The organism is Streptomyces spongiicola (assembly GCF_003122365.1).
Taxonomy (GTDB): Bacteria; Actinomycetota; Actinomycetes; order Streptomycetales; family Streptomycetaceae; genus Streptomyces; species Streptomyces spongiicola.
Window position 1 is genome coordinate 2,424,151 of the sequence record NZ_CP029254.1, and the last position, 12,480, is coordinate 2,436,630.

The window sequence follows — 12,480 nt, forward strand, 5'->3', positions numbered from 1 at the left end:
CCCTCACACACTGCCCGTCAGCTGGTGCAGGACCGCGTCGAGCAAGCCGTCGGCATCCAGGTCCACCCCGCCGGTCCGGAGGAAGACGGCATTCAGCAACTGGTCTGTGGCCAGCTCCCCGGGAGCCCGCCTGCGCAGGAACGCCTGGAGGAGGTCGTCCACGTCGGCGAGTACCTCGTCACCGAGGTGTGCGGAGACGATCTCACGCAGCCGCTCCTCATCCGGAACAGGCAGCTCGAGCCGAATACACCGGCGCAGGAAGGCGGGCGGAAAGTCGCGCTCGCCGTTGCTGGTGATGACCACGACGGGGAACTCGGTGCACTGGACGCGGCCCCGCTCCACCGGCACGGTGTCGTTGCCGTCCGCGGTGAGCACGTTCACGACCGCCCATTCCTCGGGGAGCCGGATGAGTTCCGGGATCTCGAACACGCCCTCCTCGAACACGGTGAGCAGGTCGTTGGGCAGGTCGACGTCGCCCTTGTCCATCTCGTCCACCAGGAGTGCCCGGGGCACACCGCGCGGCACCAGGGCGGTGCCCAGCGGGCCGAGTCTGACGAACCCGCCGATGGACGGCTCCTCACCGCCCCGGTCACGGCTGAGGGTCGTCTCCCGCAGCCGCCCGATGGCGTCGTACTGGTAGAGCGCGTCCTGCACCCCGGAGCGGCTGTTCACCGGCCACCGCAGCAACGCGCCCAGGTCGAGTTCGTGCGCGATGGCCCGGGCGAGCGAGGACTTCCCCGTCCCGGCGGGCCCGGTGACCAGCAGAGGCCGACGCAGGTGCAGAGCGGCGTTCACGACGTCGGTGTGCCGAGGGGAGATCAGATAGGGCAGGGGCTCGACGGGCCGGTCGGGCGCGGCGGGTCGGAAGCGGCGCCACGGCGGGGCCGGGGGCATGGCGACGGTGCGGCGGACTCCGTCACCGCGGAAGATGCGCCAGTCTGCTCGAGGGGACGTGGTCATCAGCTCTCCTGCGGCTCGGACAGATGCAACTGGGGTACCGGCCGGTCGGCGTCGGCCCAGGCGAGCACGGGCCGCCCGGGGTACTCGCTGGGCCGGTGGACGGTCTTGGCCCGGTAGGACCGGACTCCTTCCGGTAGCTCGCGTGTGGTGACGGTGGCGATGTGGTCGACCGCGTGGGATTCGTCTCCGCGGTCCCACACCACGACGGGGACGCCGACGGCGAGGCACACCTCGACGATCCCGTCCCTCAGATGCTCGGCGGCGTCCACCGCCACGCGTACGGCGTCCTGGTGGTCCATGAGCGTTCCGTAGATCTGCCGCGGCCCCACCGTCGCACCCGAGAAGCGCAGGGAGGCACCCGTGTCCAGCTGCCGCCACCGCCTGCGCCATTCGGGGAGGAAACGTTCGTTGCGGCGCAGGAGTTCCGGGCAGTTGACCACGAGCGGGTACTCGGCGCCCAGCACACCGGGTACGACATCGTCCGGACTCCAGGTCTCCCATTCGTCGATGGGAAGGTTCAGCCCGCTCCGGTCGACGACGGCCTCCACCAGAGGGCGCCGCTCCTCCGGCGACAGGCGATGGAACGACTCGAGGACGTGCAGCAGGAGGCGGGCCGCCTCGCCGCCGGTGTGGTCGCGGTCCGACTCCGTGGTGACCTGCCGGGGCCCTGTCCCCTCGTCGCACCAGATGCGCAGGCGGTAGCGGTCCGGTAGCACGCCGCGTGTGATGTGGACGAGTACCCGGGGAGGGCCGCTGCACGCGGCGAGGGCCCCCGCCCACTCGTCGGCGTCGAAACGCCGCTCGGCGAGGGCCGATTGCGGAATGCCGAGCCGCTGGGCGACACCGTCGCACCACAGCCGGAGTCCCGCCCTCCGATCCTCGGAGCAGAGCGCGGCGAGGTACTCCATCACGCGCAGCAGCCCCGGGACCCGGGGGGACACACCCTGCGAACGGCTGTCCCCGGGCAGCCGTTCGAGCCTGTCGACGACATCGGCCGCGGCGGCAGGGCCGGACGGCTCCACGGGATAGTCGGCGGCCAGCGGCAGGGCCGCCCGGGCTGCCACCGGCAGCCGCGCGCTCACGGAGCCCGGCAGTTGGCCGAGGATCTCGGTCAGTCTGCCGTACTCCCGCGGCGACAGCAGGCGGGGCACCGGGGACATGCGGCCGATCGCGAGCAGCTGCCGGACCGCGGAGGGGTCCCTCAACCGCAGGATCTCGGTCAACGCGGGTAACGCCCGCGGCTCGGTGACCAGAAGGCGCGCGAACTCCTCGGGGCTGGGGGCCGACCCGTCGTCGGGGTGGCGAAGGGCGCACCGCCCTGCGACGAGCCGCCCGAGGTCCCCACGCAGGTCCGTGGACGGGACGATGCCGTGGATGGTCTCCGCGAACAGGGCGAATGCCGGATCGTCGGGCGGGGGCTCGTCGTCGACCAGTCCGACCGCGCCCACGGAGGCCAGCTCCCGGCGTATCCGCTGCCAGGGGATCGCCCAGCTCCTGCGCGCCACGTGCTGGGAGCTGTGAGGCAGGAGTCGTCCGGTGACCGGGTCGGCCGGGGGCATCGTGTGGGCGGCCACGAGCCCGACCGCCGCGTCGCCCGGCACCGACCACAGAGCCCCGCCGCTGAAAGCGGGGCCGATCGACATGCCGGTCGGCTCACCGTCCACGTAACCGACGGACTTGTCGCAGGTCTTGACCCGGACGTCGGCGAAGGAGCCGGGCCTTCCGCTGCTGCTCCAGGCCCTCAGACTCTGGCCGGGCCGCATCGGTGCCCAACGGGTCTGCGGCATCCGTCCCTCGGGCGGCCGGGGGAACGTGAGGACGGCGAGGTCGCCGTGCCAGACCCGGTCCTCCCGTTCACGCACCGGCAACGTGCCGTCGAGGCGGCGGGGTGGGATCCAGTGGGTGAGTTCGCCCGTGGCTTCACGCGTCCCGTGCCGGTCACGGTAGTCGATGCGCAGCGCAACCCTGCCCGGCGGGGCCGCGGCGAACACGGCCCGGCCGAGCGCGTCGTTGACGACGTGCGCACACGTCAGCACGACTCCCGGGGAGAGGAGCACACCCGCGCCGGCGGTGACGGACCCGCCCACCCGCCGCACCGCCACTACCAGGCGGCCCGCGTCGTCGGGTCCCATCGCGGCACCGCCGAAGAACCAGCCCACGTGTCAGTCCGTACGGGGCTGCGGGTGCCACGTCGCGGACACCTCGATGTGGGCTTGGCCACTGCCCCCGACGATCCCCAGTTTGAGGTCCTGGCCGATCTGCACTCCGAAGGAGACGTTGATCTCCTGCGGAGGGCTCGGCGCCGCGGTCACCGCGTCGTGCACCTCCTGGAGCACCGTGCCGAGGGGCCGCAGAGCACGCCGGAGAGAGTCGATGGCGAACGACGGACTCCCCGTACCGCGTGCCACGGGTACGGTCGGTCCCATGCCGTCGGGGTCGTCGCTCCCCGGGGACGCGGATGGCGGATGGGCGTCCTCCGCCCCGGGGACGAGGACGAACCGGACGGCGGTTCCGTCCGCGAGCTGCAGTTCGCTGTAGGTCGACACACGCATATTGTGCCGATCAGCGTGTGTCCGGCTGGGCGGTTGAGGGATTTCGACCAGCTCCGACCCCATCCACGGGGCCTGGGAATAGGATGAGTCCATACCGACCGTCTCCTAGGAGTTGCCGTGAGCCTGTTCGAGATCCCGCTGCGCACTCTGGCGGGTGAGCCCACCACGCTCGCCGAGTACTCCGGGCGGGCCGTACTCGTGGTGAACGTGGCGTCCCGCTGCGGTCTCACACCCCAGTACGAGGGGCTGGAGCGACTGCAGAAGACGTACGCGGACCGGGGTTTCACGGTGCTCGGGGTGCCCTGCAACCAGTTCCTGGGACAGGAGCCGGGCAGCGCCGAGGAGATCGCCGCGTTCTGCTCGGCCACCTACGGGGTCACGTTCCCGCTGCTGGAGAAGTCGGACGTGAACGGCGGGCAGCGGCATCCGCTCTACGCCGAGTTGACCCGCTTCCCGGATGCCGACGGGGAGGCCGGTGACGTGCAGTGGAACTTCGAGAAGTTCCTCGTCTCCCCGCGGGGCGAGGTGGTCGCCCGCTTCCGGCCGCGGACGGAGCCCGAGGCGGCGGAGGTCGTCGCGGCGATCGAGGCGCAGCTCGCGGTGTGACCGGCCGGTGACACCGCCGGGCGCCGACCCGGACGCACCCGGCGGGGCGCCGACCCGGACGAGCGGGTGGCGCCCCGCCGCGTGCGGGAGCCCGCTCGGGACCAGAGCGTCCGCAGCCCCTCGGCCGAGCCCGCCCCGCCGCGTGCGGGAGCCCGCGCGTCAGCGGATGGGCAGGCCGGAGAGCGTGCGGGCGATGACCAGGCGCTGGATCTCGCTGGTGCCTTCGAAGATCGTGTAGATGGCGGCGTCCCGGTGCATGCGCTCGACGGGGTACTCGCGGGTGAAGCCGTTCCCGCCGAGGATCTGGACGGCCTGCGCCGTGACCTTCCGGGCCACCTCGCTGGCGAAGAGCTTGGACATCGAGCCCTCGGCCGCGGTGAAGGGCTTGCCGCTGACCGCCATCCAGGAGGCGCGCCAGACCAGCAGCCGGGCGGCGTCGATCCCGGTGCGCATGTCCGCGAGCTGGAAGGCGACGCCCTGGTTGTCGATGATGGGGCGGCCGAACTGCCTACGCTCCTTGGCGTATTCGAGGGCGTAGTCGTACGCCGCCCGCGCGGTGCCGACGGCCATCGCGCCGACGGCCGGGCGGGATGCCTCGAAGGTGGCCATGGCCGCGTTCTTCGTCCGCTCCCCGCCCGCCCGGGCCCGCTCGCGGGCGCGGGCGAGCCGCTCGTCCAGTCTCTCCTTGCCGCCGAGGAGGCAGGAGCCGGGGACGCGGACGTCCTCCAGGACGACCTCGGCGGTGTGCGAGGCGCGGATGCCGTGCTTCCTGAACTTCTGGCCCTGGGACAGGCCGGGGGTGTGCGGGGGCACGATGAAGGAGGCGTGGCCCTTGGTGCCGAGGCCGGGGTCGACGACGGCGACGACGACATGGACGTTGGCGATACCGCCGTTGGTGGCCCAGGTCTTGGTGCCGTTGAGCACCCATTCGTCCCTGGCCTCGTCGTAGACGGCGCGGGTGCGCATCGCGCCGACATCGGAGCCCGCGTCGGGCTCGGAGGAGCAGAAGGCGGCGACCTTCACATCGTCGGCGTCTCCGTACATCTGCGGGATCCACGTACCGATCTGCTCCTCGGTGCCGTTGGCGAGGACACCGACCGCGGCCAGGCCCGTACCGACGATGGAGAGGGCGATGCCGGCATCGCCCCAGAACAGCTCCTCCACGGCCATCGGGATGCCGAGCCCGGTGGGGTCGAAGAACTGCTGGGCGTAGAAGTCGAGGGAGTAGACACCGACCTTGGCGGCCTCCTGGATGACCGGCCAGGGGGTCTCCTCGCGCTCGTCCCACTCGGCGGCGGCCGGGCGGATCACGTCCCTGGCGAAGCCGTGCAGCCAGTCGCGGACCTGCTTCTGATCATCGTTGAGATCGAGCGCGAACTCGGTCATGTCCCCTCCTGATGTGCACAACACGCATGTTACCAACGGTAACCACAGTCTGTTACCGGCGCGTAGAAGCTGTCAACCGCCAACGGCTCGATCGGCAGCCCAGCCCCGCGGAGTGTTACGTTGCGCAGGCCTCAGGATTCAGCACGGGCGGGGAGAGACCATGGAGACCACCACCACTCAACAGGGTGACCAGCAGCGTTCGGCCGAGCAGCAGCGTTCGGCCGGCCTGCGTCGGCGCGAGCTGCTCGAGGCCGCCGACCGCGTGGTACTCCGGGACGGCCCGCAGGCCTCCATGAACGCGATCGCGGCCGAGGCGGGCATCACCAAGCCCATCCTCTACCGGCACTTCGGCGACAAGAGCGGGCTCTACCGGGCACTCGCCAAGCGTCACACCGACGGACTGCTGGCCGCGCTGCGCACGGCGATCGACGCCAGCTCCGACCGGCGGGAGCGCGTGGAGCACACCCTCGACACCTACCTCGCCGCGATCGAGGCCAGACCGCAGGTCTACCGCTTCCTGATGCACCCCGCCGAGGAGCCCCACCAGTCCGAGCAGGGCTTCGACGTCGGCAGGCACACGGCGCCGCTGCTGCGCAGACTGGGCGAGGAGCTGGGCGCGGTGATAGCCGAACGCGTCGACCTCGGCCCCGCCGGGGACGAGCTGGCCAGGATCTGGGCGCACGGCATCGTCGGCATGATGCACGGCGCCGGCGACTGGTGGCTCGGCGAACGTCCCTGCTCGCGGGAGCAGTTGGTGCGCAGTCTCGCGGACCTGCTCTGGGGCGGCCTCTCCGTCGCCGAGGACCGCCCGGGCAGCCCGGGCTTCTGACGCCGCCGGCACCCGCGGCACCGAGGGCACCCGCGACCGCACCCGCACCCGCACCCGCACGGGCAACACAGCGTCTTGGTGGCGGTCCACTGGCCGTACGGGCCCGCACCCGCGACCGCACGGGCAACACCGGCACGGGCAACACCGCCACGGGCCCGGGAACCGCCCCCGCCCCCGCCGGGGAAGGCCGTGCACGGCCGAGGACCGACCGGGCAGCCCGGGCTTCTGACGCCGCCGGCACCCGCGGCACCGAGGGCACCCGCGACCGCACCCGTACCCGCACGGGCAACACACCCCGAGGTTGCCCAGAAGATCGCGGGTACGACCCGCGACCGCACCCGCACCCGCACCCGCACGGGCAACACTCCGCGAAGTTCTCGGGTGCCTTCGCGCCCTCGCCCGCACCCGCGACCGCACGGGCAACACCGCCACGGGCCCGGGAACCGCCCCCGCCGCCGAGGACGGCCGTGCACGGCCGAGGACCGCCCGGTGCCCCGGGTGCCGCGCACCGGCGGCGGGCAGCGCACGGTCAGACGGCAGCGGCACGGCCCGGCCGCACGGCCCGGAACGGGCCGCTACCGCCGCCCCCACGGGGCACGGTGGACGGCGCGCAGGGCACGGGCCCGGCGCAGGCCGGTGAGCCGGTCCACGTACACCCCGCCCTCCAGGTGGTCGCACTCGTGCTGCAGGCACCGCGCGAAGAACCCCGTGCCCTCCACATGCACCGGCTCGCCGTCGCGTGTGACGCCCTGGACCACCGCGTGGTCGTACCGAGGCGTCCCCGCCTCGACTCCGGGCAGCGACAGACAGCCCTCCGGACCGCGCACCTCGACACCGCCGGCGGCGACGAGCCGGGGGTTGACCACGTGCCCGAGGCGGCGGACGTCCTCGTCGTCGGGGCAGTCGTAGACGAACACCCGCAGCGGAACGCCGATCTGGTTGGCGGCGAGGCCCACGCCGTTCGCCGCGTACATGGTGGCGTACATGTCCTCGATCAGCCGGCCGAGCGAGGGGCCGAAGTCGGTGACGGGTCCGCACGGCGCGTGCAGCACCGGATCACCGAACAGGCTCATGGCCCGGACGCGGCCGGAACTGCCGGGGATCGGACGGTTTCGCATGGCCGTAAGGGTACGTTCCGTACATCGCGCCGGTGACCTCCGGGTTCCTGACGGAGCCGCAGTTCGGGCCGCCGCCCTGAGGTCGATAGGCTGAGCCCCGACCGACGCAAGGAGGATCAAGGACGATGGCAGGACACCCTGACAACGCAGAGCCGCTGTCGCCGCGCGCCAAGCTGGCCGTGACGGCCGGCAAGGCAGCGGCGGCGGTGTCGCGCGCGGCGGGACGCGGCAGCGGATCGGTCATCGGCGGTCGGGTCGCCCTGAAACTCGACCCCGACCTGCTGAGCAGGCTCGCGCAGCACCTCGACGTGATCCTGGTTTCGGCGACGAACGGCAAGACCACCACCACCCGGCTGATCGCCGAGGCCCTGCGTGCCGCCGGCCCGGTCGTCTCGAACGCCCTCGGCGCGAACATGCCGGCCGGTATCACCTCCGCGCTGGCGGGGGGCTCGGACGCCCGCTTCGGCGTGATCGAGGTCGACGAGAAGTACCTCGCCGGGGTCGCCCGCGACACCACGCCGAAGGCCATCGCCCTGCTCAACCTCTCCCGCGACCAGCTGGACCGTGCGGCGGAGACCCGGATGCTGGCCGAGAAGTGGCGCGAGGGCCTGTCCGGCAGCAAGGCCGTCGTGATCGCCAACGCCGACGACCCCCTGATCGTGTGGGCCGCGTCCTCCTCCGCCAATGTCGTCTGGGTCGCCGCAGGGCAGGAGTGGAAGGACGACGCCTGGTCGTGCCCCGCCTGCGGCGGTGTGATGCAGCGCCCGGGGGACGAGTGGTTCTGCGGCGAGTGCGGGTTCCGCCGGCCGCCGGTGACCTGGGCCCTCAGGGGTGACCACGTCCTCGACCCGCACGGCTCGGCCTGGCCGATCCGTCTCCAGCTGCCGGGCCGCGCCAACAAGGCCAACGCCGCCACCTCCGCCGCCGTCGCCGCGGTGTTCGGCGTCCCGCCTCAGGTCGCTCTCGAGCGCATGTACCAGGTGCAGGCCGTGGCCGGCCGGTACGACGTCGTGTCCTTCCTCGGCCGCGATGTACGGCTGCTGCTGGCGAAGAACCCGGCCGGCTGGCTGGAGACGTTCTCGCTGATCGACCCGCCGCCCACCCCGGTGATCCTCTCCGTCAACGCCCGCGGCGCCGACGGCACCGACACCTCCTGGCTCTGGGACGTCGACTACACCCGGCTCGCCGGGCACCCCATCGTGGTGATCGGCGACCGCAAGCTGGACCTGGCCGTGCGTCTGGAGGTCGCCGGACTGGACTTCCGCGTCGCCGAGGACATGGACGAGGCGGTGCGGCTCTGCCCTCCCGGGCGGATCGAGCTGATCGCCAACTACACCGCCTTCCAGGACGTCCGCCGCCGCGTCGGCAACTGACCCCACCGACCGCACCGACCGCACCGGCAGCACCGGCAGCAGCGAAAGCACCGGCACCACCGACCGGCTGACCGGACCGACCGCAGAGGAACACGAGCATGAGCGACAGCAGCCTGCGCCTGGTGTGGGTCTACCCGGACCTGCTCAGCACGTACGGCGACCAGGGGAACGCCCTGGTCGTGGAGCGCCGCGCACGCCAGCGCGGCCTGGGCGTGACCCGGGTCGACGTCCGCAGCGACCAGCCGGTGCCGACGTCCGGCGACATCTATCTGATCGGCGGCGGCGAGGACCGGCCGCAGCGGCTGGCGGCCGAGCGGCTGCGCCGCGACGGCGGGCTCGCCCGGGCCGCCTCCAACGGCGCGATCATCTTCTCGGTCTGCGCCGGCTACCAGATCCTGGGCCAAGAGTTCGTCAACGACCTCGGGGAGCGGGAGCCGGGCCTCGGCCTGCTCGACGTGGTCTCCACCCGGGGCGAGGGCGAGCGGTGCGTCGGCGACGTACTGGCGGACATCGACCCGCGGCTGGGCCTGCCGCAGCTCACGGGCTTCGAGAACCACCAGGGCATCACCCACCTCGGACCGACGGCGCGTCCGTTCGCCCGGACCGTCCTGGGCAGGGGCAACGGCACCGGCGACGGCACCGAGGGCGCGTACAGCGACACCGTCTTCGGCACGTACATGCACGGGCCGGTGATGGCCCGCAATCCGCAGATCGCGGATCTGCTGCTGAAGCTGGCGCTCGACGTGAACGCGCTGCCGCCCACCGACGACCGGTGGTACGAGGCACTGCGCGCCGAGCGGGTCGCCGCGGCCACCCAGCCCGCCTGAGACCGGCCACCCAGCCCGCCTGAGACCGGCCGCCGAGCGCGTCGCGGGGCTACCCGGATCCGCCTCACCCGGCCCGCGCCCGGGGCCTGCCCGAGACGGGCCCCGGGCAGGCCCCGTGGGGGCTGCACGGGCCGTACGGGAACATGGTGTCCACTGTTCGGACGCCCGGTTCGGCTCCCGCCGCCCCGCGCCGGTAGGGTGGCGGGGATCCAACCGGACGACGTGGTCCGGGAGTCGGCCCACGTTGCAAAGGTTTTCGGGCTATGCGCATTGGTGTCCTCACCTCCGGCGGCGACTGCCCCGGGCTCAACGCGGTCATCCGCTCCGTCGTGCACCGCGCCGTCGTCGACCACGGCGACGAGGTGATCGGCTTCCACGACGGCTGGAAGGGCCTGCTGGAGGCCGACTACCGCAAGCTCGACCTCGACGCGGTGGCGGGAATCCTCGCCCGCGGCGGCACGATCCTCGGCTCCTCCCGGGTGCAGCCCGCGCATCTCGTCGACGGCGTCGAGCGGGCCAAGGGGCACGTCGCCGAGCTGGGCCTCGACGCGATCATCCCGATCGGCGGCGAGGGGACGCTGAAGGCCGCGAACCTGCTGGCCCAGGCCGGTCTGCCGATCGTCGGCGTGCCGAAGACCATCGACAACGACATCGCCTCGACCGACGTCACCTTCGGCTTCGACACCGCCGTCGGCGTCGCGACCGAGGCCCTCGACCGGCTGAAGACCACCGCCGAGTCCCACCAGCGGGTGCTGATCGTCGAGGTCATGGGCCGGCACACCGGGTGGATCGCCCTGCACTCGGGTATGGCCGCCGGTGCGCACGCCATCGTCGTGCCGGAGCGTCCCTTCGACATCGGGGAGCTGACCCGGCGGGTCGGCGCCCGGTTCGAGGCCGGCAAGCGGTTCGCGATCGTCGTGGCCGCCGAGGGGGCCAAGCCGCGGGAGGGCTCCATGGAGTTCGACGAGGGCGGCAAGGACATGTACGGCCACGAGCGCTTCGCCGGTGTCGCCCGGCAGCTGTCCGTCGAACTCGAGGAACGGCTCGGCAAGGAGGCCCGGCCGGTGATCCTCGGCCATGTCCAGCGCGGCGGCACGCCGACCGCCTACGACCGCGTCCTCGCCACCCGGTTCGGCTGGCACGCGGTCGAGGCGGCGCACCGGGGCGAGTTCGGCATGATGACCGCGCTGCGGGGCACGGACATCACGCTGGTGCCGCTGGCGCAGGCGGTGGAGACGCTGAAGACGGTCCCGCAGGAGCGGTACGAAGAGGCCGAGACGGTCCTCTGACCACGGCTTCCCGGCGGTGGAACCGCCCCCGGTCGCAACGGCGGCCGGGGGCGGTTCTAGTCTTGCCCGGACAACAAGCGCGAATCAGGACGTCCCAGGAGTACGCAGATGGATCACGGCGGGCACGGCGAGCACGGAATGCGGATGGACCTGCCGCCGTTCACGCTGGGCAGGGGGCTGGAACTCTCCGCCGATCCGTTCTTCCTGGCCGGCTGCCTGCTGGCACTGGCGCTCTACGCCTGGGGCGTGGCGCGGCTGCTCCGGCGCGGGGACGCCTGGCCGGTGAGCCGGACGGTCTTCTTCACCGTCGGTGTGCTGAGCGTGGCACTGGTGATGTGCACCGGCCTGAACGACTACGGCATGGTCATGTTCAGCGTGCACATGGTCCAGCACATGGTGATCAGCATGCTGTCGCCGATCCTGCTGCTGCTGGGCGCGCCGGTGACCCTGGCGCTGCGCGCCCTGCCACCGGCGGGCCGCGGCCGCACGGGCCCCCGCGAGCTGCTGCTGGCCCTGCTGCACAGCCGCTATATGAAGATCATCACGCATCCCGCGTTCACCATCCCGATGTTCATCGCGAGTCTGTACGGCCTCTACTTCACCCCGCTGTTCGACTTCCTCATGGGGTCCAGGGCCGGGCACATCGGGATGATGGTGCACTTCCTCGCCGTCGGACTGGTCTTCTTCTGGCCGATCATGGGCGTGGACCCGGGCCCGCACCGCCCCGGCTACGTGATGCGGATGTTGGAGCTCTTCGCGGGCATGCCCTTCCACGCGTTCTTCGGCATCGCGCTGATGATGGCGTCCGAGCCGATGGTGCGGACGTACGCCGATCCCCCCGCGTCACTCGGGATCAACGCGCTCACCGACCAGAACGCGGCGGGCGGCATCGCCTGGGCGTTCAGCGAGATCCCCTCGGTGCTGGTGCTGATCGCCCTGGTGTTCCAGTGGTACCGCTCCGAGCAGCGCCAGGCCGTCCGCAAGGACCGGGCCGCTGACCGGGACGGCGACAAGGAGCTCGAGGCGTACAACGCGTATCTGGCCTCGCTCCAGGCACGCGGCCGCTGAACACGGTCCGCCTCCGCGGACGACCCGCCGGGCGGGGCTCCCCTCCCCGGTGGCCGCAGCCGGCCGGAGAGTAGCGCGCGCCCCTCGTCAGGGGTGACGATGGCTGCACGGCCCCGACCGCGGGTCCAGCCGCGGCGCCGGCCCGGAGGAGGGCGAGCATGTCCGGTTCCACGAAGACGATGGGTGTGCTGACCGTGGCGTCCCTGGTGGTCGTGACGGCCTACACCGCGGCGCTCGGCGGCAACGGCTGGCTGTGGTTCGCCTGGGTCGTGCTGGGTCTGGTCACACTGGGGATGCTGGTGTCGAAGCCCACCTGAGGGCCTTGGCCGGCGGGGCGGGTCACGGCGCCCGTGGATCATCAAGGGATCCGTGGCGCATAGACGGTCCCGCGGGGCCTCGGCGGTTCCGCGCCGCCCTGTCCGGACGGCAGTACGCGGACGAGTACGCGGCGAAGCCGAAGGCCACCGGGGCG

General features: G+C 72.3%; 12 protein-coding genes. 7 read left to right on the forward strand and 5 right to left on the reverse strand.

The window, feature by feature from the left end; translation table 11 throughout:
- Positions 1–3: 3 nt before the first annotated feature.
- From DDQ41_RS10460 to DDQ41_RS10470, 3 genes are read right to left on the reverse strand one after another with little or no spacing between them, the layout of a single operon-like run.
- Positions 4–960 carry an AAA family ATPase gene (locus tag DDQ41_RS10460; RefSeq protein ID WP_109294254.1) on the reverse strand — a complete coding sequence of 319 codons (957 nt, stop codon included), beginning with the start codon at positions 958–960 and terminating at the stop codon, positions 4–6.
- A complete protein-coding gene (locus DDQ41_RS10465) occupies positions 960–3,119 on the reverse strand; it encodes a VMAP-C domain-containing protein (protein ID WP_109294255.1) in 2,160 nt (719 codons plus the stop codon). Before DDQ41_RS10465 ends, DDQ41_RS10460 begins: the two co-directional genes overlap by 1 nt.
- 3 nt (positions 3,120–3,122) lie before the next feature.
- A complete protein-coding gene (locus tag DDQ41_RS10470) occupies positions 3,123–3,512 on the reverse strand; it encodes a CU044_2847 family protein (protein WP_223179122.1) in 390 nt (129 codons plus the stop codon).
- 117 nt (positions 3,513–3,629) lie between these two features.
- Between DDQ41_RS10470 and DDQ41_RS10475 the strand changes: the two genes are divergently transcribed.
- Positions 3,630–4,118, forward strand: coding sequence for a glutathione peroxidase (locus DDQ41_RS10475; RefSeq protein ID WP_109294256.1), 489 nt, complete (start codon positions 3,630–3,632; stop codon positions 4,116–4,118).
- 159 nt (positions 4,119–4,277) lie between these two features.
- Here DDQ41_RS10475 and DDQ41_RS10480 read toward each other — a convergent pair whose 3' ends face one another.
- Positions 4,278–5,504, reverse strand: a complete 1,227-nt coding sequence (locus DDQ41_RS10480; protein ID WP_109294257.1) for an acyl-CoA dehydrogenase family protein — start codon at positions 5,502–5,504, stop codon at positions 4,278–4,280.
- A gap of 160 nt (positions 5,505–5,664) precedes the next feature.
- Between DDQ41_RS10480 and DDQ41_RS10485 the strand changes: the two genes are divergently transcribed.
- Positions 5,665–6,333, forward strand: a complete 669-nt coding sequence (locus tag DDQ41_RS10485) for a TetR family transcriptional regulator (RefSeq protein WP_109294258.1) — start codon at positions 5,665–5,667, stop codon at positions 6,331–6,333.
- A 575-nt stretch (positions 6,334–6,908) separates the two neighbouring features.
- Here the strand turns inward: DDQ41_RS10485 and def are convergent.
- Entirely contained in the window at positions 6,909–7,451 is a 543-nt protein-coding gene (gene def / locus DDQ41_RS10490; protein WP_109294259.1) for a peptide deformylase, read from the reverse strand.
- Positions 7,452–7,576: 125 nt separating this feature from the next.
- Here def and DDQ41_RS10495 point away from each other — a divergent pair, with 125 nt between their 5' ends.
- The 5 genes from DDQ41_RS10495 (at position 7,577) to DDQ41_RS31650 (ending at position 12,325) form a co-directional block, all read left to right on the forward strand.
- Positions 7,577–8,824 carry a MurT ligase domain-containing protein gene (locus DDQ41_RS10495; RefSeq protein ID WP_109294260.1) on the forward strand — a complete coding sequence of 416 codons (1,248 nt, stop codon included), beginning with the start codon at positions 7,577–7,579 and terminating at the stop codon, positions 8,822–8,824.
- 98 nt (positions 8,825–8,922) lie between these two features.
- Positions 8,923–9,651 (forward strand): type 1 glutamine amidotransferase, encoded by a 729-nt coding sequence (locus tag DDQ41_RS10500; RefSeq protein WP_109294261.1) that lies wholly within the window; start codon positions 8,923–8,925, stop codon positions 9,649–9,651.
- A gap of 263 nt (positions 9,652–9,914) precedes the next feature.
- Positions 9,915–10,940, forward strand: coding sequence for a 6-phosphofructokinase (locus DDQ41_RS10505; protein WP_109294262.1), 1,026 nt, complete (start codon positions 9,915–9,917; stop codon positions 10,938–10,940).
- Positions 10,941–11,048: 108 nt separating this feature from the next.
- Complete coding sequence (locus tag DDQ41_RS10510; protein WP_109294263.1) at positions 11,049–12,008, forward strand: cytochrome c oxidase assembly protein; 960 nt, start codon at positions 11,049–11,051, stop codon at positions 12,006–12,008.
- A gap of 158 nt (positions 12,009–12,166) precedes the next feature.
- Entirely contained in the window at positions 12,167–12,325 is a 159-nt protein-coding gene (locus tag DDQ41_RS31650) for a hypothetical protein (RefSeq protein WP_167450248.1), read from the forward strand.
- The last annotated feature ends 155 nt before the right edge of the window (positions 12,326–12,480 follow it).